This is a genomic window from Halobacteriovorax sp. DPLXC-1 (assembly GCF_036903125.1).
Lineage (GTDB): Bacteria > Bdellovibrionota > Bacteriovoracia > Bacteriovoracales > Bacteriovoracaceae > Halobacteriovorax_A > Halobacteriovorax_A vibrionivorans.
Genome location: NZ_JAYMCO010000001.1, coordinates 683,732 through 706,171, shown reverse-complemented (window position 1 = coordinate 706,171; position 22,440 = coordinate 683,732). Strand labels below are relative to the sequence as shown.

At 36.5% G+C, this 22,440-nt stretch carries 21 protein-coding genes; 10 read left to right on the top strand and 11 right to left on the bottom strand.

The genetic code is table 11. The features are described from left to right. The first annotated feature begins 73 nt into the window (after positions 1–73). Entirely contained in the window at positions 74–2,377 is a 2,304-nt protein-coding gene (locus VCM44_RS03430) for a Fic family protein (RefSeq protein ID WP_334678023.1), read from the top strand. Here VCM44_RS03430 and VCM44_RS03425 read toward each other — a convergent pair. The 3 genes from VCM44_RS03425 to VCM44_RS03415 form a co-directional block, all read right to left on the bottom strand. Beyond that, positions 2,354–3,226 carry a serine hydrolase gene (locus tag VCM44_RS03425; RefSeq protein WP_334678022.1) on the bottom strand — a complete coding sequence of 291 codons (873 nt, stop codon included), beginning with the start codon at positions 3,224–3,226 and terminating at the stop codon, positions 2,354–2,356. The two genes, VCM44_RS03430 and VCM44_RS03425, sit on opposite strands and share 24 nt — an antisense overlap. Next, a complete protein-coding gene (gene ppdK / locus VCM44_RS03420; RefSeq protein ID WP_114705592.1) occupies positions 3,226–5,877 on the bottom strand; it encodes a pyruvate, phosphate dikinase in 2,652 nt (883 codons plus the stop codon). Before ppdK ends, VCM44_RS03425 begins: the two co-directional genes overlap by 1 nt. Before the next feature lie 61 nt (positions 5,878–5,938). After that, positions 5,939–7,258 (bottom strand): glycine--tRNA ligase, encoded by a 1,320-nt coding sequence (locus tag VCM44_RS03415; RefSeq protein ID WP_334678021.1) that lies wholly within the window; start codon positions 7,256–7,258, stop codon positions 5,939–5,941. A gap of 136 nt (positions 7,259–7,394) precedes the next feature. Here VCM44_RS03415 and VCM44_RS03410 point away from each other — a divergent pair, with 136 nt between their 5' ends. Genes VCM44_RS03410 through VCM44_RS03385 form a run of 6 tightly spaced genes read left to right on the top strand, consistent with a single transcriptional unit; the run spans position 7,395 to position 12,367 of the window. After that, complete coding sequence (locus VCM44_RS03410; RefSeq protein ID WP_334678020.1) at positions 7,395–9,848, top strand: U32 family peptidase; 2,454 nt, start codon at positions 7,395–7,397, stop codon at positions 9,846–9,848. Then, positions 9,848–10,108, top strand: coding sequence for a GIY-YIG nuclease family protein (locus VCM44_RS03405; protein WP_114705594.1), 261 nt, complete (start codon positions 9,848–9,850; stop codon positions 10,106–10,108). Before VCM44_RS03410 ends, VCM44_RS03405 begins: the two co-directional genes overlap by 1 nt. A 57-nt stretch (positions 10,109–10,165) precedes the next feature. Further along, entirely contained in the window at positions 10,166–10,690 is a 525-nt protein-coding gene (locus VCM44_RS03400) for a redoxin family protein (protein WP_114705595.1), read from the top strand. A gap of 2 nt (positions 10,691–10,692) precedes the next feature. Beyond that, entirely contained in the window at positions 10,693–11,070 is a 378-nt protein-coding gene (locus tag VCM44_RS03395; protein ID WP_334678019.1) for a hypothetical protein, read from the top strand. Further along, a complete protein-coding gene (locus VCM44_RS03390) occupies positions 11,070–11,501 on the top strand; it encodes a hypothetical protein (RefSeq protein WP_334678018.1) in 432 nt (143 codons plus the stop codon). Before VCM44_RS03395 ends, VCM44_RS03390 begins: the two co-directional genes overlap by 1 nt. After that, positions 11,483–12,367 carry a hypothetical protein gene (locus VCM44_RS03385; RefSeq protein WP_114705598.1) on the top strand — a complete coding sequence of 295 codons (885 nt, stop codon included), beginning with the start codon at positions 11,483–11,485 and terminating at the stop codon, positions 12,365–12,367. The genes VCM44_RS03390 and VCM44_RS03385 overlap by 19 nt, the downstream gene beginning before the upstream one ends. Here the strand turns inward: VCM44_RS03385 and recO are convergent. After that, complete coding sequence (gene recO / locus VCM44_RS03380) at positions 12,362–13,159, bottom strand: DNA repair protein RecO (RefSeq protein ID WP_120405384.1); 798 nt, start codon at positions 13,157–13,159, stop codon at positions 12,362–12,364. The genes VCM44_RS03385 and recO overlap by 6 nt on opposite strands. Beyond that, on the bottom strand, positions 13,147–14,106 hold the full coding sequence (locus VCM44_RS03375) for a DEAD/DEAH box helicase (protein ID WP_334678017.1): 960 nt from the start codon (positions 14,104–14,106) through the stop codon (positions 13,147–13,149). The genes recO and VCM44_RS03375 overlap by 13 nt, the downstream gene beginning before the upstream one ends. A gap of 61 nt (positions 14,107–14,167) precedes the next feature. Here VCM44_RS03375 and VCM44_RS03370 point away from each other — a divergent pair, with 61 nt between their 5' ends. Then, positions 14,168–14,863: an RsmE family RNA methyltransferase gene (locus VCM44_RS03370; RefSeq protein WP_334678016.1), complete on the top strand. Its 696-nt coding sequence runs from the start codon at positions 14,168–14,170 to the stop codon at positions 14,861–14,863. A 9-nt stretch (positions 14,864–14,872) separates the two neighbouring features. Next, positions 14,873–15,127, top strand: a complete 255-nt coding sequence (locus tag VCM44_RS03365) for a NifU family protein (RefSeq protein ID WP_114705602.1) — start codon at positions 14,873–14,875, stop codon at positions 15,125–15,127. 55 nt (positions 15,128–15,182) lie between these two features. Here VCM44_RS03365 and VCM44_RS03360 read toward each other — a convergent pair whose 3' ends face one another. The 3 genes from VCM44_RS03360 to VCM44_RS03350 form a co-directional block, all read right to left on the bottom strand. Then, entirely contained in the window at positions 15,183–15,365 is a 183-nt protein-coding gene (locus VCM44_RS03360; protein WP_120405387.1) for a hypothetical protein, read from the bottom strand. A 96-nt stretch (positions 15,366–15,461) separates the two neighbouring features. Further along, positions 15,462–16,268, bottom strand: a complete 807-nt coding sequence (locus VCM44_RS03355) for a nitrilase-related carbon-nitrogen hydrolase (protein WP_334678015.1) — start codon at positions 16,266–16,268, stop codon at positions 15,462–15,464. Continuing rightward, positions 16,268–17,581, bottom strand: a complete 1,314-nt coding sequence (locus VCM44_RS03350) for a UDP-glucose dehydrogenase family protein (RefSeq protein ID WP_334678014.1) — start codon at positions 17,579–17,581, stop codon at positions 16,268–16,270. Before VCM44_RS03350 ends, VCM44_RS03355 begins: the two co-directional genes overlap by 1 nt. A gap of 80 nt (positions 17,582–17,661) precedes the next feature. Between VCM44_RS03350 and VCM44_RS03345 the strand changes: the two genes are divergently transcribed. Then, complete coding sequence (locus tag VCM44_RS03345) at positions 17,662–18,654, top strand: lysylphosphatidylglycerol synthase transmembrane domain-containing protein (protein WP_114705606.1); 993 nt, start codon at positions 17,662–17,664, stop codon at positions 18,652–18,654. Positions 18,655–18,656: 2 nt separating this feature from the next. Here VCM44_RS03345 and VCM44_RS03340 read toward each other — a convergent pair whose 3' ends face one another. The 3 genes from VCM44_RS03340 to VCM44_RS03330 all read right to left on the bottom strand — a co-directional run bounded on the left by VCM44_RS03340 (position 18,657) and on the right by VCM44_RS03330 (position 22,435). Then, positions 18,657–19,277, bottom strand: a complete 621-nt coding sequence (locus VCM44_RS03340; RefSeq protein WP_114705607.1) for a hypothetical protein — start codon at positions 19,275–19,277, stop codon at positions 18,657–18,659. Between the two features lie 2 nt (positions 19,278–19,279). Further along, entirely contained in the window at positions 19,280–21,100 is a 1,821-nt protein-coding gene (lepA, locus tag VCM44_RS03335) for a translation elongation factor 4 (RefSeq protein ID WP_133296895.1), read from the bottom strand. 96 nt (positions 21,101–21,196) lie between these two features. Continuing rightward, positions 21,197–22,435, bottom strand: coding sequence for a HAMP domain-containing protein (locus VCM44_RS03330; RefSeq protein ID WP_334678013.1), 1,239 nt, complete (start codon positions 22,433–22,435; stop codon positions 21,197–21,199). Between the last annotated feature and the right edge of the window lie 5 nt (positions 22,436–22,440).

The window sequence follows — 22,440 nt, the reverse complement described above, 5'->3', positions numbered from 1 at the left end:
CTCTTTATAGAAAAAAAATTAAGGCAAATAATATTCCTGACGAAAAGAGATAAGTATTACATTGAGGGAATTGATGAAGATGAATTTTTATAAAATGAACTTACTTTACTTAATACTATTATTTGGTTGCACAAGTATTAATTTTACTCAGACAACACTTAAGAGAAATCCATCTTCAATCACAGGAATTGAAAAAGAGTCTTGTCTACGTGCTCTTTCAAGCTTCCTTGATGTGAATTCAAATAGTGTCGAAATTGAAACCTTAGAAAATGCGTTAAATTATAAATACACTGGCAAAGACCTTTCTGCCATGAAACTAGGGATAGAGTCCACATACTTTGTTGATTATGAACATACAGCTCTACATTTAAATAAAATATACAATGGTGATACTACCTTAAGAAATAGTGACCATCCTTATCAGTATAATGGTGAAAAGAAATTACTACGTGCTGCTATTGGTGGAAAACAAAATCGAAAGAGCTGGAGTGAGCCTGCTATCCATAACTACATGGAAACAAGAAGTTATCTAATGGAAGAAAAGCCAGACTTTAACTTCGATGAATACCTAAGAGCACATGCCAGCATGATGAAGGATGGAATAGAAAGAGTTAGAGAGGATCAATTAGGTAGTGTTCGTAAAGAGTATTGGTATGGGAATGAAATGGGTTCAGGAATATCAGAAAAGGCCCTTAAGAATATTGAATATAATCCTTATCTAACTTTTGAAAAGGCTCCAGCAGAGGGCATGGGCTATATGGCCGAGGAAGGGAAAGTTAGAGGAAAGATCCATTACCCTCAGGTCGAAAAGCTAAGTGATACAGCGAAAGAAAGGCTTGAAGCCTTTGCACCTGAAACGGCAGCTAAAGTAAAAAAAATACAGGAAAGAAATGTTAAGGCCACTCCTGAACTAATTGAAGAAGTTGTTAGAAAGCTTTCAGAAGAGAGATTTGATTTTTTTGCAAAAGAAAGAGAAAAAATTGGAGCAATAGATACAATTGAAAAAGCTGAAGAATATATTGAATTGGTTGCACAATTACAAAGAGATATTGTCTCAATCCATCCAACTCCAAATGGAAACGGAAGAACCTCAAGAGTCTTTGCTCTTAATTATGCTCTAATGAAAGAAGGTCTACCTCCAGCAAGATTAGCTTTCCCAAGTAATGACTTATACATGTCAGACGAAGAATGGGCACAACAAGTAAAAGAAGGAATTCTAAACACAATTAGACTTTATAAAGATTTAAATTATAGAGTGAGTTCAGGTATTCCATTAGAGGGATCTCCTCAACTCGCTTTCCCAAGTGCACCGAAGTTTACAGATATTGACTACAAGAAATATTCTTCACCAGATAAAATTGAAGACTATACAAATGCCGCTGTCGATATCGGTCAATATGCACAATACCTAGAACAAGCAAAAGCCTTAAATGGAAATACGCGAATTACAAAAGAGCAACTTGCAAAGATCAATAAAGATTTTGAAGAGTTCTTTAAAAAGAATAATATCTTTTATCGCCATAAGAAAGAAGGTGATCAACTTGTAAGTCTAAATTTTGCAGACACAGACTTTAGAACATCTTTTGGTAGTCGCTCATATCGTTCAAAAGAAACATATGATTATAAAATGGACCGATGGTATTCTGAAGATATTGTTTGGCGTGGACTCTCAAGAAAAAACCAAGAGATTCAAGAGGAAGAGATAATCGGAATGTTTGAATCATTCCATACTCAAATTCTTTCAAATAACGTTGTAAGAAAAGTTAATGGAAATTCAAGCCAACAACAAATCCGTGATGCTATTTTTACTGATTTTAAACAATACAATGATGATTTATATTCGCAAAATGGAAAGTTAGTTCAAATGGCAAAGGATCATTCTGAAACTGGTCCTCTGTATGGGCAAAGCTATGGATACTCAACATCAAAGAACCGAACAGTCGGAAAAGCTTTTGCGATGGGTGCAATGGTAATTGCAGAATATGGACAACACCACGAACTTCAGCACCTATTGAAATCTAGAGTCCTTATCGGAATGCGAAGAGCAAAGAAAGATGTCGATTTAGGTAGACTTAAACAAGTACGAAATGACTTTTCTTATATGTATGGACGTCAACAAGAAGTTATGGGAATCGGTGGAGCCGATCCTGATTCAGTAATGACAGTTCAATTAATTGATGAAGAAGGAAAAACAATCAAGACATACGTACGTGATGTTAATGATCCAAAACGAATACTCTTACTAGATGGAGATGTTGAAGATTTTTATAATATTGATGAATCTAAGATTGAAAAGGTTATTGAATTAACGAGTGATGATCCAAATATACAGTTAATTTCAATGTTTATAGACCTAGAATTCCATGCTACGGCGTAATGCATTTAATTTGGCACGATCATTCCAATAACCGAGAACCTCATTGCACAGGAGAACAACTCCTGTGTTTGTTTCGGGAGTAATCCACATTGATGTTCCAGTAAATCCGAGATGCCCAAATGTATTAGTTGTTGCACCACTTCCAGCGAGCGTGTTTGAAGGATTGGAAACACTGTCCCAACCATTAATAAAGCGATGATCACTTTGTCTTTTCGTATTTTGAATTAATGAATAACTCTCTTGTGCCTTTAGTAATGTTCGACATACTCCATCGATTGTACCAAAGAGTCCTGCGTGAGAAACCTTCTCCCCAATAACATATGCATTGTCATCGTGTACTTCACCATCGATTAGCTGCCTTTGTCTTCGACCTGTGGGAGCACAAATTTCATCTTCGATATCAAGCCAGTGGACAATCTCCTCATCCCACATCGGTGAAATTAAGTCGTAGAGATTTTCTTTTTTTTCAATTTCTAACTGAAGCCTTAGAGCACCAAAGTCAGAATAAACGGTATCACTTTCTTTAATTGTGTAAGATGATACTTGCTGGCGCCAAGAATCACGTGAAAGCCTTCCCCATGCCTTTAGTCCACCACGATGATTGAGTAGGAGTTTCATGTCATCATTAAAGAGTTCTGGGCTTCTTAAATAAGAGAAGCCTAAAGTTAACGGCTTTGTAAGAGAAGCGAGATCAAAATAAACTTTTTGGCCTTTCAAAAAAGGGTTATCGTATAAAGAATAACTCTCATATGATTTCTTTTTAAAGTCTATATGAGCAAGAGCAAGGCAGTTAAAATTATAACTGCCAAACTCATTTGCTACATTATTTATGATCTCTTCTAAATTCATTATTTGTTGCGTATTACTGCTTGAGCTGCAGCTAAACGTGCAATTGGAACTCGGTATGGCGAACAAGAAACATAATCAAGGCCAATTCTATGACAGAAGTCGATTGATTTAGGCTCTCCACCATGTTCTCCGCAAATACCAACGTGAATTTCTTTATTGGCATTTCGTCCTTGTTCAGTTGCAAATTTAACAAGATAGCCAACACCTTCTTGATCAAGTGAAACAAATGGATCACTTGGAAGAACTGATTTTGAAATATACTCAGTTAAGAAACGTCCAGCATCATCACGAGATAATCCAAAAGTAGTTTGAGTTAAATCATTTGTTCCAAAAGAGAAGAAGTCAGCATGAGTTGCAATATCGGCCGCAGTAATGGCCGCACGAGGAAGTTCAATCATCGTACCAAGCTTATAATTAAACTCTTTATCTCCTCTAACTTGCTCAATCGTTGCAACTAAGATCTCTCTAAGAATTGATAATTCTTTTGCTGTTGCGACAAGAGGAATCATTATTTCAGGTCTTACATCGACACCTTCATCAATTGATTCAAGTGCTGCTTGTGTAATGGCCGTTACCTGCATTGTATAGATCTCAGGATAAGTAATTCCTAAACGACACCCTCTATGCCCTAGCATTGGATTAAATTCGTGTAGTCTTTCACAACCCTCTTCAATCGTCTTTAATTCAACATCAATATACTCTGCCAATTCTTTTTTATCTTCTAACTCATGTGGAAGAAATTCGTGAAGAGGAGGATCTAGAAGTCGAATATTTACAGGTTTTCCATCAAGGGCCTTAAATATTCCTTTAAAGTCCTCTTTTTGATATGGAAGTAATTTCTTAAGTGCTTTTTCTCTATGAGAAGTTGAATCTGCAAAAATCATCTCACGAACGGCAAGAATTCTTTCTGGTTCAAAGAACATATGCTCAGTTCGACAAAGGCCAATTCCTTCAGCACCAAACTTAACAGCAGTCTCACTGTCTTCTGGATTATCAGCATTAGTTCGAACTCTTAAGGTTCTAATTTCATCGGCCCACGCCATAAACTTTGCAAAGTCTGCATTTATTTCAGCGTCAAGTGTTGGAACTTCACCTTCAATAACTTCACCAGTTCCACCATCAAGTGTTATGAAGTCACCTTCTACATATTTCTTATCACCAACAATCATGGTGCGATTCTTACTATCCACTAGAATTTCTGAACAACCAGCAACACAAGGTTTTCCCATCCCACGAGCGACAACGGCCGCGTGAGAAGTCATCCCTCCACGAGCAGTTAAAATTGCTTGAGCTGCGGCCATTCCCGCAATATCTTCTGGTGAAGTCTCTTGGCGAACAAGAATAACTTTTACACCATTTTCATGCATACTAGTTGCATCATCAGAATGGAAAACAATCTTTCCGGCACCAGCACCAGGAGATGCTGGAAGACCCTTAGCAATGATATTCTTCGTTGCATCTGGATCAAGTCTTGGGTGTAGAAGTTGATTAAGCGCTTCTGGATCGATTTGCATAAGTGCTTCTTCCTTCGTCACAATCCCTTCTTCCTCAAGATTTACAGCTATTTTAAGAGCTGCTGCTGCAGTTCTCTTACCATTACGAGTTTGTAGAAGATAAAGTTTATTAGCTTCAATCGTAAACTCGATATCCTGCATATCTTTATAATGCTTTTCAAGTTGCTGATAAAGATCTGTTAGCTCGGCAAATGCCTTTGGCATATATTCTTCAAGTGTTTTTTCACTTCGATTAGAATCATTCTTTGAACATTCATTAATTGGAGCCGGCGTTCTAATTCCTGCAACAACATCTTCCCCTTGTGCATTCACAAGATATTCACCAAAGAACTTCTTTTCACCATTAGATGGGTCACGTGTGAAACAAACACCTGTTGCACAATCGTCTCCCATGTTTCCAAAGACCATGGCCTGAACATTAACAGCTGTTCCCCAGTCTCCTGGAATTCCATTTAACTGACGATACTTAATTGCGCGAGGGTTATCCCAAGATCCAAAGACTGCTTCAATAGCAAGCCAAAGTTGTTCCATTGGATCTGTTGGAAATTTCTTACCTGTTTCTTGAGCAATAATTTGTTTATAAACTTTAACAAGGTTTTTAAAATCTTTTGCATCAAGTTTTGTATCAGAGTCTACACCTTTTGCTTCTTTCAAATCTTCTAGAGTTGATTCCAAAAGAGAATGACTCATTCCCATAACAACGTTTGCATACATCTGTATAAAACGACGGTAAGAGTCCCAAGCAAATCTTTCGTTATCAGACTTCTTACTTAGGGCCTCGACTGTTTCATCATTTAATCCTAGATTTAAAACAGTATCCATCATTCCAGGCATTGATACTCTTGCCCCTGAACGTACAGAGAAAAGCAGAGGATTATCTCCACCTCCAAAAGTCTTACCTGTTGAAGACTCAACAAGCTTTAATGCTTCTTCTACTTGCTTTTTAATATCGTCATTAAACGACTTAGTTTTTTGATAATCGATACAGGCTTCTGTTGTAACAGTAAAACCTGGAGGGACCGGCAATCCAAGAGAAGACATCTCAGCTAGGTTGGCACCTTTACCACCTAGAAGGTTTTTCATGTCTTTGTTACCTTCAGTTTTTTCTTTTGAAAACGAGTAAACCCATTTACTCATAACTGCGCTCCTTGCTTAGTATAGAAAAAAGGCCACGATCAATGTGGCCTTTTACAAAAAATTAAATATAGATACGATCTCTTAAGTAGTTTTTAAGTTGATCAATCGCTACGCGCTCTTGATTCATTGTATCGCGGTCTCGAACTGTAACCGCATTATCTTCGAGAGAATCAAAATCAAAAGTTACACACATTGGTGTTCCAATTTCATCTTGGCGACGATAACGCTTACCAATTGAACCAGCGACATCATACTCTGCCTTAAATTCTTTTTGCAGGTCATGAAATAATGCAGTTGCTTGCTCATTTAATTTCTTTGTCAGTGGAAGAACTGCTACTTTAATCGGTGCTAGAGATGGATGGAACTTCATTACCGTTCTTTCATTCTCTTTATCACCTTCATTTTCAATTCTAAATGCATCACAAAGAATTGCTAGTAGTGCACGATCACAACCAACAGAAGTTTCAAGTACAAATGGAAGATATTTTTTATTTCCATCTTGAACATCAGTATATTTTAAATTCTTCCCAGAAAACTCTTCGTGCTTTCTTAGGTCAAAGTCAGTTCTTGAGTGGATACCTTCCATCTCATCCCAACCATGAGGGAATTTATATTCAATATCCTCAGCTGCATCTGCGTAGTGGGCAAGTTCATCACCAACGTGTGGATGCCATCTTAAGTTTTCAGGACGGATACCATTTGAAATATGCCAATTCCAACGAAGTTCTTTCCAGTCCTCCATCGCCTTCATTTGCTCACCTGGTTTTACAAAGTATTGCATTTCCATTTGTTCAAATTCACGAGTTCTGAAAATGAAATTTCCAGGAGTAATTTCATTTCTAAACGCTTTACCAATTTGAGCAATACCAAATGGAAGCTTCTTTCTCATTGTCGATTGAACATTTAGAAAGTTTACAAAAATTCCTTGAGCTGTTTCAGGTCTTAAGTAAACATCTGCTGATGAATCTTCAACAGGACCCATTTTAGTTTTAAACATTAGGTTAAAATCACGTGGTTCAGTGAATTCACCCTTTGCACCACAATTTTGACATGGAGCTGATGTATCGATTTTATCTTCGCGGAAGCGAGACTTACATGCCTTACAATCAACCATTGGATCATTGAAGCCATCAACGTGACCAGAAGCTTTCCATACCTGAGGGTGCATGAAGATCGAAGCATCAACACCAACGATATCTGAGCGGAAAGTCATTGCTTGCCACCACTTATTCTTTAAGTTTCTCTTTAATTCAATTCCATATGGGCCATAATCCCAACAAGATGAAAGACCACCGTAGATCTCAGAACTTTGAAAAATAAACCCACGACGTTTAGCTAAACTAACAATCTGCTGCATGTCCTTAATATTGCTTTCTGACACATTGCCCCCTACTCTTAAATATAATTGGTGAAAGTATACCTTTTTGTACTCTAATCGGCTAATTATTTTGACCATAATTTTTTCCTAATTGCCTGATTTTCCTTGTATTTTCGACACTTCGTGCTACAACCCACAAATGAAGAAAACTGAGATTTTGGCCCCTGTGGGGAATATGCAAATGTGCCTTGCTGCCATCCATGGTGGCGCTGACGCAATTTATGTAGGAATGCCCGGATTTAATGCCCGCGGTAGAACACATGATCATTCTGTAAATGAGTTAAAAGAGATCATCGATATGTGTCACCTCTACGGTGTTAAGGTTCATGTGGCCTTTAACATACTCATTTTCGAAGAAGAGTTGCCGGCGGCAATTGCTAAACTCTCAGAAGTTGTTGCATTAGGACCTGACGCTCTTATCGTTCAAGATATCGGCCTAGCAAAGATTATTCGTGAGACTTATCCTGATCAAGTCATTCACGGCTCAACTCAAATGACAGTAACAAATCACGATCACATAACATTTCTTGATGATCTCAATATTGAAAGATTTGTACTAGGCCGTGAAAACTCAATTCCTGAAATTAAAGAAATCAGAAATAATACAGATAAAGAATTAGAAGTCTTCACACACGGTGCTCTATGTGTCGCCTATTCAGGTCAATGCTTTACTTCTGAAAGTATTGGAGGACGTTCTGCCAATCGCGGACAATGTGCCCAAAGTTGCAGGTTTTCTTATGAAATGTTTGTAGACGGTGAAAAGAGAGATCTGAAAAAAGACGGAAATAAAATGAGCTATCTTGTTTCTCCTCAAGACCTTTGTGGAATAGAGGAAGCAAATGAACTTCAAGATATTGGTGTCGATTCACTTAAAATTGAAGGCCGTCTTAAAGCACCATCATATGTTTCTACTGCGGCAAGTGCTTTCAAAGCAAAGTTAGAAGGAAAACCTCTTTCTCAGGCAGACCTTGATAAAATGTCTCTAACATACTCTCGCGGCTTCTTTTCTGGCTGGCTCCACGGAGTTGATCACCAAAGATTAGTGAAAGGAAATTACGGAAATCACAGAGGGATTGAAATTGGTAAGGTAAAAAAAGTATCGAGGCCAACAATTGAAATTGATACAGACCGTAGCTTTGAAAATGGAATGGGTATTGTTGTTTGTGATGACAATAAAGAAATAGAAGTAGGCTCATCTATCTTTGATGTAAAAAGAAAAGGAAAGAGAGTTACTCTATCACTTGCACACGATATTAAGTGGCAACAGCTTCGCCCAGGTATGATGCTTTATCTAAATTCTGATCCAAACGTCATCAAAGAAAGTGAATCTCTTGTGACAGATATTAACAAGCAAAAACGAATCCCTATCAAAATCGAGCTTAAAGCAATAGTAAGTGAAAAGCTTTCTTATAAAATTGATGATGGAAAGAATACTGTTATCGTTGAAAGTGAAGATATCGTTGAAGAAGCTAGACGAGAAGCAGATATTGAAAAAGTTAAAAAAGATGCAACCGCTCTTTCTCGAACAATTTATTCAGTAGATGATTTCAAACTTACTCTAGGAGAGAAGTCTCCATTCATTCACTCAAAGACATTAAAGAAGCTAAGACAAGATGCCGTAGCTAGACTTAATGAAAAACGTCTTGAAGTGAAAATACCAAAAGCATTTGAATATCAGCTGACAAAAAAAGAAGTTAGTGAAATAGATATCACTCTTAATTTCCTACTTCGAGATATTGACCAAGTAAAAGAAGCCTTCGATATTTTAAAAGAATGTGAATATGATGCGCTTAATATCACATTAGATTTTGAATTTGGTAAAGACTACAAACCATCTCTTGAGCTTTTAAGAGGACTTAAGAATTGTCGTGTAGGAGTTGCAACTAATCGAATTCTTAAACCAAAAGAGTACCATCACCTAAATGTCCTAACTCGACTTACACCAGACTTTATTCTTTGTCGTAACCTAGGTTCATATCAATATCTACGCTCTAAATGTGACATCCCTTTAAAAGGAGATTTCTCATTAAATATTTCAAACTCTCAAACCGCCAATTATCTGCTTGATAAAGGTTTTGAGACACTGACTTCATCTTATGATCTCAATGCAAAACAACTTGAGAACCTTCTGGTCAACACTGACGCTGGAAAAATAGAAGTCAATATTCACCAATATATGCCAAGCTTTCATATGGAACACTGTGTATTTGCTGCATTCTTATCTGAAGGTTCTTCATTTAAAGATTGTGGAAAACCATGTGAAGAACACCATGTGGAATTAAAAGATCAATTTGGAAATATGCACTTTATTAAGGCCGATCAAGAATGTCGAAACACGATGTTCAATGCCGTTGCCCAAAGTTCAACAGACCTTGTGGATGAGTTAATGGCAAAGGGTGTCTCAAACTTTAGAATTGAACTATTAAATGAGCACGGTGAAACTCTAAAGACAAAACTTGAAAGCTATCTTAATTACTTCAATGGTAAAATCTCAACTGGTGAGTTAAAATCACTTTTAGGCACTCAAGAAAAGTACGGTATCGGTACTGGGATGCTTATGAAAGACGATACATACCAAGCGAGAAAGAATTAATGGCAAAAGCCGACAAATGGTTTGTTTATATTATTGAAACTGAAAATGGAAAGCTCTACACGGGGATTACAACTGATGTAGAGCGACGATTTGAAGAACACAAGAATGACCCTAAAGGTGCAAAGTTCACTAAGGCCAACCCTCCTAAAAAAATTCTCTTTACAGAAGAACATCTAGATCGCTCAAGTGCTAGTAAACGAGAAGCACAGATAAAAAAGCTCTCACGTCCTCAAAAACTGATTTTAATCAATAATAAATAATATACAAAAGCTCCTTGTTCTGTTGTGAAATCGGCTTAAGTTTTATATAAGAACTTCATGAAAACACTAATTCTTCTACTGATATCAAGCATGGCCTTTGGTGCACTCAGTGAAATACGCTATGATTTTTCATCACATAAAGAAAGAGCTATTTCCACATCTAAAGATAAAAAGAAAGTTCTAATTTTTCTTTCTCCAAGTTGCCCATGCTCACAAAAACAATTTGATTATATTAACTCACTCGCTAAGAAATTTGATAATGTCGAGTTTATCGGCTTCAGTTCTAATAAGCACATAAGTAAAGACTCCGCTTTAAAATATTTTGATCAATTTAAAATCAACTTCCCTATCTTTATTGATAAAGACTTAAAATATGCTAATAAGTTTTCAGCATTTAAGACACCACATGTTTTTCTAATCGATGAGAATGAAGAAGTGATGTACCAAGGTGCTGTGACAAATAAGAGAAGCCCAGAGCTTTCAACAAAGTTTTATTTGAATGATGTTCTAACAGCATTAAAAGAAAATAAGAAATTACCATATACACTTTCAAAAACACTTGGCTGCTATATCGCGAGGTAAAAATGTTTAAAACAATTATTGCACTACTACTGACAACTTCAATCATTGCCTGCCCATATCAATTTGAATCACAAAATCTTTGTGTTGATATGGAGTGGACGAACGGGCCATTCGATGGAGCTCCTTCAAATTTTGAAGCCGTAGTTTACGATAAAGATTCAGGAGAGAAAATAGCTCCTGAAAACTTAAAAGTCTATGTATGGATGATGATGGCAAACGGTCATCAACATGGTGGACCAGCAATTGACTGGGCCTATGGTGAAGATCAAGTAATTGATGGAACAGCAAAATTCTTTATGGGTCGTATGAAAGGGTACTGGCAAGTACGTTTTGAGCTTAATGAAGAAATCGTTGCTGTTGATGTGGAGCTTAAGAAGTAATGAGGTTTTTCTCATTAATCCTACTTTCACTTTTTGTTATAAGTTGTGGTGATTCACCATTCACTGGAAAGCTATCAGATCCATTTAGAGGTGATGATAGTATTACAACGGCCCTTCGCTTTGAAACAGAATCCCTAACTATTTCACGGGAGTGGAAAAAGGGGCCACTCCTGTATGATAGCTCAAAGATTACAATATCTTTAACTGACAGTGCTGGGAATTTCACAGACCCAATTGGTAATTTCAAGGCGTATCTATGGATGCCAAATATGGGACATGGATCTTATCCAATTTCAATAAATAAATTGGCAACAGGAATCTATGAACTAACAGACGTCTACTTCACAATGGGCGGTCTTTGGGACTTCCATTTACAATTAGAAGAAAACGGAAATATTTACGACTCAGTATCATGGCCACTTACACTTTAATCCTACTCTCACTTTTCTCTTTCCAAACATATGCATCTTCTTGCTGTGGTGGAGGAGCAAATATTCCAAATATTATTCTTGGGGATCACCAGTGGGAAGCAAAGCTTGCTTATACAAATTCAACAATTACAAATGAAGCACTAGCAAGTGGTAAAATTGAATCTGTTAATTCTAAGAATGAAATTACAGAAACTATTTCTTTTAAAGGAAGTTACTTATTTGATAGCTACTATCAGATTGCGTTTGATTTACCTATAAAGAAGAGAACAGTTGAATCAACTTCAACAGAATCGAGTACTACTGAAGTGGTTGATCCTAGTATTCAGTTCACTTGGGAGTTCTTACCAGAGTTTACCTACAACCCACTAAAACCCCGTGGTTTTATTTTCTTTAAGCAATTATTTCCAAATGGAAATTCAATTTATAATTATGAAGATCCTCTTCTATCAGACTCACTCAGCCGTGGGGTCTTTGAATCAACAATTGGTTTTGCCTTCTACAAATTAATTTATGATTTTGATTACTCGCTAACTCTTGAAGGACATTACGGATTTGAAAGAGAAATTGATGATAAAGAAGTGGCCCCTGGCTTTGGTTATTCAACCTCTTTTGGTCTTGGCCACTCTCCAAACTCAAAGCTTCGCTTAGGAACTTCACTTACCTATTGGCAAGATAGTGCTGTTTCTATTGATGGTATCAAAGGCGAAAATAAGTACTATCTCTCAACAAGCTTCAACCTATCCTATATGCTCACGAGAAGCTCATTTGTCCTAAATTATTCAGATGAAACTCTTTTTGATGTAGCAAAGAATACAAATCTAGCGAAGTCATTCTCATTTACTTATAAAATATTCGAGGATTTATAAAAGAAGAGAAAGAGACTTATAATGTTCTCTTGTTGTGTGCTGGTGATAGCAAATATAATTCACTAATTTATTTAAAGTACTCTTAGAAATATTGAGCTTCTTTGGACAATCAAGATACTTACTTGAAGCGACTCTAAGCATCTCAGATCTTAACTCTCGACCTTCATCTGTACTGATAAGTCTTTGCTCTTCTGGACTTAAGTGGTCATAGTGAACAAAGCCACCTTGTTCAATAGATAAAGAGACATAATCGTCATCACTAATCTCGACTCCTGAAATAGCACAAGTCTCAGTACGAGGAAAAATCCCAAGTTCAACCATTGCTTTAACTAAGAATATAAATAACTCGAAATTAGGCTCATATGTTGGCTTTATAACTTCAGCATCAAGACGAAAGATCGCATTTGAAAGAAGTCTAAAGGTTCCTTCATGTGTGCGCTCTTGTAAGTCTAAGTCATCTTTTTGCGTGATTTGAGGAGCAAATGATTGTGTCAATTCACAATAGAAACACAGAAGATAAAAGGCCATTGGATTATGAGAAATATTCTTATGATACCACTTCTCCACATGCTCTTTAGAAGTCATGATTTCAAAACTATCTTTGATACGTCCAAAGCTCACCTTGAATAGGTAACCCACCTGTAAAACAGAAGATACCTTCCTCTTTCCTCCACCTTGTCCGCCATAGAACATCACAGAAATTTTATTTCCATTTCGAAGTAAGAGATTCCCTATCAAGTGTTTGTCTTGATATGGAATTTTATTTACAAGAATACCTTCTAATTCAACCATAGTAATACGTCCTTGGTCATTATAAAGAGATAATCACATATCTTGTAGTGAATTCTTGCAAACCAAGAGTTTCCGACTTCTTTTGTTCCAACGTATTGGAATTCTTCACCAAAACGTCCGCCTCTTCCTATCATTTGGAAATTTGTCGACTCATTTGGACAATAGCTTATATAAATATTTTCAATTCCTCTAAGGTTTACTCCATGACTTAAGGCACTTGTTGCTATTACGATTTGAGCGGGGGCCTCACACTCTCTAGCTATAAAGTCTTTGACTTCACCACCGACACAATAATCACAAGATAGACCTAAACGAGAAAAGAAACGATTCCACATAAAAACCTCTTTTCTTGTTGAGCAAAATAATATCGTTCTTCCCTGAGAGAAGAAAAGTTGTCGCCAGAGAAGCTTTAACAAGAGCAGGGGCCTTATTACGACATCCTTCTTCTTATACATATTCTTCTTTTGAAAGTTACCAATATTTAAAAGACAAAAGTGCTTAAAATTATTTTCAACATCCCTTTCAATGATACGATAAAGCTCATCTGTTATTGTCGCACTTAAGCCGATCACCTTGGTATTTGATGAAGATATTTTATATAAGAACTCAAGAAGCCTTGGACGAAATGTCTCCCCCCATTCATAGAAGAGATGAAATTCATCCAAGACAAAGAGTGAGTTTGACCTCAAAGCAAAGTCTAGATCATTCTTAGAAAAGGACTCCACAGTTGTAAGAAAGACCCCTTTATCAGAAATATTATTCACAACACAGTCTCTATCTTTTAAATCTTCCAGGATTGAACGTAAGGGAGAGACAATAATAATTCGATCAAAGTCCTCAACAAACTCCCAAATAAGCCTTGTTTTCCCCCACCCCATTGGTGCCATAAGTAGCGTGAATGAGTGCTCTCTATTGACGATCTGTGACAAAGTTGCTTTAAAACTCATACCCATTAGGTGCAAGTAGTGGTAAAAGATTGATAGCTATAACTAACTAAATTTAAAGAAAATGAATTCAATCATACTTAGAAAAGATCAAATTCAAGGTAAAAAAGCTGTTCTCACTTTTGAACAAAGTGAACATTTACGTAATGTGATCAAGGTTGAAATTGGCGACGAACTGAAAGGAACAATCCTTGAAGAAGGCCTGACAACTTTAAAGGTCTTTACCCTCGGTGAACAAATTGAAGTTATTGTAGGTGAAATCTTAGCAGGTAAGCACTATCCAATAACTCTTTCAATAGCGGCAAGTCGACCTCCAACAATGAAGAAGTTATTTGAGCATTGTAGTGCAATGGGAACTAGCCGATTTAAAATACATAAGGCAATTCTAAGTGATAAGAGCTACTTAACGTCTAAAATATATGAACGTTTTGAGGAGCTGTCCCTTCTTGGCCTTAGTCAATCAGCAGTTTTTTATAAGTCACCTGAACTACATAAGACCTATCAATATGAACAAAGTCTTGATCAAGATGAACAAAGAATTATTCTTTCACCATATGCACAAACAAAGCTAAAAGATGTTAAGATAGATATAGAGCGACCATTAACAATTGCTATCGGCCCCGAGCGCGGTTGGACAAACCAAGAGATTAAGGAATTTGTCGATCGTGGTTTCCAAGAAGTAAATATTGGGCCATCAATCATGCGAGTTGAAAATGCGGCAATTTCGATAATGGGATATTTAAATCAATTAATGGAATAGGATATAGTTATGATTAGAAAAATTGAAAAGCTATTTGATGAACAAGTGAGACCAGCTCTTGCCGCTCATGGCGGAGATATCGAGCTAGTTGATTACGACAATGATAAACTCTACGTCAAAATGACTGGTGGTTGCCAAGGATGCTCTGCTTCTCAAGCAACTCTTACAGATGGTGTTGCAAGATTAGTTAAGCAGCACTTTCCAGATATCGTTGATATTGTGGATGTCACTGATCACTCAAAGGGCGATAACCCATTTATGTAATAAAGAGGGCCACTTAATAGTGGCCCTTATTTTTTGTAAATTTCAATGTATTTAACTATGCGACTTTTGTATGCTCTTCAAGCTCAGCTTCTCTCATTCCATAGTCGTCTTGAGTATGAGAAATATGTTTTTGCATATTATCTTCAGCTTCCCAATAACTTAAACCTGAAAGAATAATATTTCCACTGGTGGCAAGTGCCATGACAACAGTCACAAGCGTAATTTCTAGTAATTCCATATTTGCCTCCTAAGCTTTATCTTAGACTCTTATCGGCAACTAATTATGAAAATCCACAAAATTATATTGTTTCTTGAATGATTTCAGTAAATTAGACTATAGAATTACTCTCGAACGAGTTTCTGATATCTTACTTTTTTTGAGTCTTTTAATAGACACTCCTTCAAGTTCTTTGAGATCAGAAAGCACTTCTCCCCAAGGATTAATAATCAAAGAATGGCCAAAAGTATGGATGCCAGGGTTATTCTCTCCTGTTTGTGCACTTGCTACGACATAGCATTGCCCTTCAATAGCGCGGGCCCTTAAAAGCGTATGCCAATGGGCCATGCCAGTGGGAACTGTAAAAGCTGAAGCAAAGGTTATGAGATCGACTTTCTTATCATAATAATATTGAAGAAAACTTGGGTAGCGTAGGTCAAAGCAGATTGCAATTCCAATTTTCCAGCCAAGGACATCAATAATGAGAGGATCATTGCCTGCAATATAAATATCCCCTTCATTTATTTTCTTATGCTTTGTATTTCCTTGCTCATCTACTGTTGTGATGTCACAAGAAAATAAATGGCACTTGTCATAGCTACCAATAACATTACCTTGAGGATCAAAGTTAATGGCCTTATTAAGAATACCTTTATCAGTTTTAAAAGCAACAGAGCCCCCAATAAGGAAGAGCCCAGAATCAATGGCCAATTGCTTGATGTTATCAAAGTGTTCATTGTTCCACTCCACAAGATAAGGGCTTGGCGCTCGACCATTGGAGATCGAGTAAAAACACTCAGGCAAGAAGGCCACTTGGGCCCCCTCTTCTTTTGCTTGAGTTAAGTATGTTTTAATTTTTTTTAGATTTGATTTGTAATCAAGAGTTGAAGATACTTGAATATTGGCAACGACCAATTCATTCATTATATTTTCTTTCCTATTGCATAGTAAGTGAAACCTTCATCTAAAACTTTCTGCGTTTTAAAAAGGTTTCTAGCATCAAAGATCACTTTTTCATTTAAGCGGGCCGAGATTTCTGAAAAGTCAGGAGTTGAGAATTCTCTCCACTCTGTCACTGTAACCATTGCATCACAACCACTTAGACAGTCATACTTATTAGACACTTCATCAATTGATTTGTGATACTTTTCACCAACGGCCTTCATAAAATTTGGTCCACCTTCTGGATCAAAGAAGCGAACCTTTGCACCAGCATCGATTAGATCTTGAGCCATATAAATTGCTGGCGACTCTCTTACATCATCGGTATTTGCTTTAAATGCAACTCCCCAAAAAGCAAAAGTCTTTCCACTTAAGTCACTACCGTAATGTTTTTTTATCTTTGTTGCCATGTATAGCTTTTGCTCATCATTAACATCTTCAGTTGACTCAACAACTCTAAGTGTATGGCCATGTTCTTTTGCTGTATAAATTAAAGCTTTAACATCTTTTGGAAAACATGATCCTCCATAACCAGGTCCTGGATAAAGAAAGTGAGAACCAATTCTTCTATCACTTGAGATACCTTGTCGAACTTCATTGATATCCGCTCCAAGAGTGTCACAAAGTCTTGCAATATCATTTATAAAAGAAATCTTAGTTGCTAAGAAACAGTTGGCCGCATACTTTGTCATCTCTGCCGAAAGATTTGACATCATATAGATAGGGTTCCCCTGCTTAACTAAAGGCTCGTAAAGTTCTTCCATGGCATTTGCAGCTTCAGGATCATTATGACCGATAACAACACGATCAGGTCTCATGAAGTCTTCAATAGCTGAGCCCTCTTTTAAGAATTCAGGATTGTTAACAATGTGAAATTTCTTGTTTGTATTTTTAGCAACAATCTCTTTAACTTTTTCACAAGTTCCAATTGGAACAGTTGATTTAATAACAATGATTGCATCATCACTAATATTTTTTGCAACATCTTCAGCTGCTTGAAATAAATATGAAAGGTTTGCACTGCCATCATCTCCAGAAGGAGTTCCCACAGCTAAGAAAATAGACTTTGAATCTTTTACTGACTCAAGTCCTGTTGAAAACGTTAATCTTTCTGCCTTAATATTTCTTTCTAAGAGATCATTTAGACCCGGTTCAAAAATAGGTGATTCACCACGTCTCATCATGGCAACCTTACTTTCATCAATATCAACGCAAGTTACAGTGTGACCAATTTCAGCAAAACATGTTCCGCTAACGAGTCCAACATAGCCTGTTCCAATAACTGTAATTTTCAAGTTTCTTCCTTTTTAAAAATTTATACTAGATTAGCACTATTTATGTTAACTTTTAAGCCTTAAGAGGGAAATTAAAGAATATGCTCAAGGCGTCATATAAGACAATTCTAAAAATCATTTTTGCTGTGGCCATTCTCTACTGGCTGGCCAAATCCGATAAGCTCGATCTTAGCTTAATTGGGCAGGTCCTTAAAAATGGGCCATGGGCCCTGATCGCATTCTCTCTTTTAATTCTAGGTTCATTCTTGGCCGCTTTTCGCTGGTCAATGCTACTGAAGACAAAGAGTGAAAAGATTCATATTAATAAGATCTATCCAATTAATTTAATTGGGCAATTTTTTTCAACTTTTCTCCCGGGTGTTGTTACAGGGGACTTTCTTAAGCTTCTCTATGTAAGAGACTGTGATCCACTTTTAAGGAAATCATTTCTTTTAAGCACTGCTTTAATCGATCGAATCATTGGACTTATTGGACTCATCATTGTTGCAGGACTATCTTCAATTTACTTTTATGGAGATCTCGTTAACCTTTCACCTAAAGTGAAACCTCTTATCTCATTTAATATTATGCTTCTTCTTGGAGCGAGTGTTTTTCTCATTATCTTATTTATGCCTAAGGCAATTAAGAAACATGTCATTGAATTACTTAAAATCTTACCTGTCATTGGAAATAAGCTTTCAGATATTACTGAAACATTCTGGCGTATTGGTGAAAATCGACGCGTAATTATTAAGACCATAACTCTTTCCATTCTTATTCATATGATTGCGATCACAGCATTTTGGAGTCTCAGTCACTCTTTTCTAAATACGAATATCGGAATTAAACAACTTTTCAGTATTGTACCAATCGGACTTATTTCGATTGCAGTACCTGTATCACCTGCGGGTGCAGGAGTTGGACACTTAGTCTTTGAAGAATTATTCAAGGCATTTGGACAAGAAAAAGGCGCCTCTTTTTTCAACCTATATTTCTTGGTCAATATCACAGTCAATCTTCTTGGTGTAATTCCCTATGTTCTTTGGAAAAAGAAGCATACTTTCAAAGAAGTTGAAGCACTAGAAGAAGCTTAACTCTATTTAAAAATAAAAATTTTCTTTGGATCGATATGGCCATACTGACGCCACTTCGTTTTTAGGGCCTCAATTTTTAAAAGAAATTGCATATCTCTTTTTCGGTCATTGAGTTTTCTAACCTTCTTCGATTCTTTTACAAGTGGACCTCTGGCATCGTAAGGAAGAACAGAGATATCATCAAGTAACATTGTCTTGCCTTCATGAGTGATTGTTCTTGCAATGAAGAGATCATCCTTTACAAGTTGAAGAGTGAATTCATCTTTTGGGATATAGAATTTTGAATTATGAAGAATGTCTTTAAAGACATGTTTCTTAAAAAGATTTTGACCACGATACTCAAAGAGAGAATGATTAATTTCAAGCATCGCTTCTTTCTTAGAGTCATCAATCGAAATATCTGAAAGATAATTCTTAATTAAAGGACCAGCTGAATCTTGATCACGTTGAGTGATATACCAATAAACGAAACCGTTCATACGAGATTCATAGTCTTCGTCTTCTTCTGATAGCTTACCAGTTAACTTGAAATACTCTTCTTTTGCTGATTTTAACTTTTCGTAATAATCATTTGAAGAATATCTCTGAATAGCTTCATCTAATATATTTCTAAGCTCATCCATTTTTATTTTTTCCCACCAGCATCTTCATCAGTTGAAAGAACAGCAAGGAATGCTTCTTGAGGTACTTCAACAGAACCTACCATCTTCATTCTCTTTTTCCCTTCTTTCTGTTTCTCTAAAAGTTTTCTCTTTCTTGAAACGTCACCACCATAACATTTTGCAAGAACGTTCTTACGAAGAGCTTTAACCGTTTCACGAGCAACAATTTTAGCACCAATAGCTGCCTGTATGGCAATATCAAACTGCTGACGATCAATGATTTTTCTTAGACGCCCAACTAGATCACGTCCTTTGTAGTAAGCATTATCTTGGTGACAAATGATTGATAGTGCATCGACTTTCTCACCATTTAGAAGAACATCAACTTTTACAAGCTTAGAGGCAGCATAGTCCTTAAACTCGTAATCCATTGAAGCATAACCTTTAGTATAACTTTTTAGTTTATCGTAGAAGTCGTAAACCATCTCACTTAAAGGAAGATCATAAGTAACTTGAACTCTCTCTTCAGTGATATATTTCATATCAGTTTGAATTCCACGCTTCTCTTCACATAGACGAATAATTTTTCCAACAAACTCATTTGGTACGTGAATAGCGATTGAAACCATTGGCTCAGTAATTTCTTCAAAAGTTCCTGGCTCAGGCATTGTTGATGGGTTTTCAACGTCAACAATTTCACCATCAAGCATTTTTACTTTATAAGACACAGAAGGTGCAGTTGAAATTAGATTTAAACTAAACTCACGCTCTAATCTTTCTTGAATAATATTCATGTGAAGAAGGCCAAGGAATCCACAACGAAAACCAAAACCTAGGGCCTGAGAAGTTTCAGGCTCATATGTAAAAGATGAATCATTAAGAGCAAGCTTCTCAAGTGCATCTTTTAAAATTTCATAATCAGTTGAATCAACAGGGAAAATACCACAGAAAACCATTGGTTTTACTTCTTCGTATCCACCTAAACTTGGCGTATCTTTCGCTTTGGCATTAACAACAGTATCCCCAACCTTTACGTCACGGATGTTCTTAATACCACAGATAACCATACCTACTTCACCAGCACCAAGCTCTTTTACTTCTGTAAAAAATGGTGTGTTAACAGCAAGCTTTAAGACTTCATATTCTTGATCTGAATTTTTCAGATAAATTTTATCTTTCTTTGAAAGTTTTCCTTCAACAACTCTTAGCAAGAAGATAACTCCTTGATATGGATCAAACCATGAATCAAAGATCAGTCCTTGAAGTGGTGCATCTGGATTCCCTTTTGGAGAAGGGATTTTTGCAACAATTGACTCTAGTAAGTCCTCTACACCAAGTCCTGACTTAGCTGATACTTCATCAGCTTCTAAAGCTTCAATTCCAACAACGTCTTCAATCTCCTGCTTTACACGGTCAGCATCTGCGTGAGGAAGATCGATCTTATTAAGAACAGGCATGATCTCGAGATCATTTTCAATGGCCATATAAACATTTGCAAGTGTTTGTGCTTCTACACCTTGAGATGCATCCACGACAAGAAGTGCACCATCACATGATGCAAGTGAGCGCGATACTTCATAAGAGAAGTCAACGTGACCTGGAGTATCGATAATATTCAGATAGTAAGTTTGACCATCGCGAGCTACATAATTAAGACGAACCGTTTGGGCCTTAATTGTAATACCACGCTCTTTTTCAAGCTCCATATTATCAAGAATTCGATCTGACTTTTCTCTGTCAGTAATGGAACCTGTCTTTTCAATTAAACGATCCGCAAGGGTCGACTTCCCGTGGTCAATATGGGCAATAATAGAAAAGTTTCTAATAAATTTACTATCGATCATTGTAACTATAACTCCGCTAAATTCCACGAATCATAGCATAGATTTTTAAGGATAACTATTATATTAGAGGGGTTTTGGGCCCAGGCGTCATAAAATTTATGATGCCTGAACCTCTTTAGTCATAACCATAAGGTAATAATCTAGTGACGACTCGCGTCCACGAATAGGTATTACAGAAGCATAACCTTCGTAAACGTATTCAATAACTTCTTCGGCTTCTTCACTTTGCTCAGCAGCATCTGCTTCATCACCTTCGATATCAACCTTTACTGAAATCTTATCACCAACTTCTTTATCTGATTTTTTAGTTTCATCACGTTTAGCAATCTTAATCTCTTGGTTTTCAATCTTCGATCGACGCTTAATGGCAAGTTCATAAGTTTCAATAATGCACTGTGGAATAATCGAATCAGTCATAACCTTACCAATCGTATCCTCAGACTGAACTTGTAGGAGTTGATAAATCTGATTATTCATATACATCAGCTCCCCTTTTGCATTTGCTAAGAGAACTGGCCTTTTAACCATATTGGCCAAAACATCAAACTTTCTATTTTCAACGACAATCTTATCTGCTCTTAATTCTTCAAATTTTTTGAATGAGTGAATCATTTTATTCATCTCTTGAGCAATCTCACCAATTTCATCGTCTTGAGAATAATAAATGGAAACATCAAAGTTACAATCCTGTAGCTCTCGAATTGCATCCTTAATTTTCTTAAACGGTAAGGCGATCTTTCCTGGGATGACCAGACCTAAAATAATTGTCCAAAGAAAAGCAATAATTAAAGTAATCATCATCTTACGCTTTGTCTCGTTGATGATACTTTTGATCTTCTCTTCTCTTTCTACATTTTGATAATATTGAATATCTTGAAACTCAGAAAATGCATCTAGAATTTTATCGGCCAGCTCCCCAATAGAAGTCATACCAATATTATTTCGATGAAATAATGAAGCTTTACTTAAGATAACCTTCAATGAGTCAGTATAAGATAACATCTGACCAATGATCTTCTTCACCTCTGGCTCATCGTAGTGAGCATCAAGTCTTTGCAGTTGCGAAGTAAATGATTCACAAAGGTTTAAAATTCTTTCCACCATCTCTGGTGTCGGCTTCTTCGTTAGAATTCTTCGTTGATTTTTTAATATTTGAACCGCAGAAATTCTAACCTCATCAGTAATAAGTGTTACTTTATTAGAGCGATCAGTAATTGATTCAATCTCTTTATTCAAATTATTTAAATGATAGAACACGATAAACGCAAGAAGTATGACCACTGCTGCGGCCAATGAGAAACTTGTTGCGACTCGGTTTCTTAATGATAAATTCAAAATTA

What these genes read in the sequence shown, in the direction of transcription:
- VCM44_RS03430 (WP_334678023.1), top strand. Translation starts at nt 74, where the DNA reads ATGAAGATGAATTTTTATAAAATGAACTTACTTTACTTAATACTATTA.
- VCM44_RS03425 (WP_334678022.1), bottom strand. Translation starts at nt 3,226, where the DNA reads ATGAATTTAGAAGAGATCATAAATAATGTAGCAAATGAGTTTGGCAGT.
- ppdK (WP_114705592.1), bottom strand. Translation starts at nt 5,877, where the DNA reads ATGAGTAAATGGGTTTACTCGTTTTCAAAAGAAAAAACTGAAGGTAAC.
- VCM44_RS03410 (WP_334678020.1), top strand. Translation starts at nt 7,395, where the DNA reads ATGAAGAAAACTGAGATTTTGGCCCCTGTGGGGAATATGCAAATGTGC.
- VCM44_RS03405 (WP_114705594.1), top strand. Translation starts at nt 9,848, where the DNA reads ATGGCAAAAGCCGACAAATGGTTTGTTTATATTATTGAAACTGAAAAT.
- VCM44_RS03400 (WP_114705595.1), top strand. Translation starts at nt 10,166, where the DNA reads ATGAAAACACTAATTCTTCTACTGATATCAAGCATGGCCTTTGGTGCA.
- VCM44_RS03395 (WP_334678019.1), top strand. Translation starts at nt 10,693, where the DNA reads ATGTTTAAAACAATTATTGCACTACTACTGACAACTTCAATCATTGCC.
- VCM44_RS03390 (WP_334678018.1), top strand. Translation starts at nt 11,070, where the DNA reads ATGAGGTTTTTCTCATTAATCCTACTTTCACTTTTTGTTATAAGTTGT.
- VCM44_RS03385 (WP_114705598.1), top strand. Translation starts at nt 11,483, where the DNA reads ATGGCCACTTACACTTTAATCCTACTCTCACTTTTCTCTTTCCAAACA.
- recO (WP_120405384.1), bottom strand. Translation starts at nt 13,159, where the DNA reads ATGGTTGAATTAGAAGGTATTCTTGTAAATAAAATTCCATATCAAGAC.
- VCM44_RS03375 (WP_334678017.1), bottom strand. Translation starts at nt 14,106, where the DNA reads ATGAGTTTTAAAGCAACTTTGTCACAGATCGTCAATAGAGAGCACTCA.
- VCM44_RS03370 (WP_334678016.1), top strand. Translation starts at nt 14,168, where the DNA reads ATGAATTCAATCATACTTAGAAAAGATCAAATTCAAGGTAAAAAAGCT.
- VCM44_RS03365 (WP_114705602.1), top strand. Translation starts at nt 14,873, where the DNA reads ATGATTAGAAAAATTGAAAAGCTATTTGATGAACAAGTGAGACCAGCT.
- VCM44_RS03360 (WP_120405387.1), bottom strand. Translation starts at nt 15,365, where the DNA reads ATGGAATTACTAGAAATTACGCTTGTGACTGTTGTCATGGCACTTGCC.
- VCM44_RS03355 (WP_334678015.1), bottom strand. Translation starts at nt 16,268, where the DNA reads ATGAATGAATTGGTCGTTGCCAATATTCAAGTATCTTCAACTCTTGAT.
- VCM44_RS03345 (WP_114705606.1), top strand. Translation starts at nt 17,662, where the DNA reads ATGCTCAAGGCGTCATATAAGACAATTCTAAAAATCATTTTTGCTGTG.
- VCM44_RS03340 (WP_114705607.1), bottom strand. Translation starts at nt 19,277, where the DNA reads ATGGATGAGCTTAGAAATATATTAGATGAAGCTATTCAGAGATATTCT.
- lepA (WP_133296895.1), bottom strand. Translation starts at nt 21,100, where the DNA reads ATGATCGATAGTAAATTTATTAGAAACTTTTCTATTATTGCCCATATT.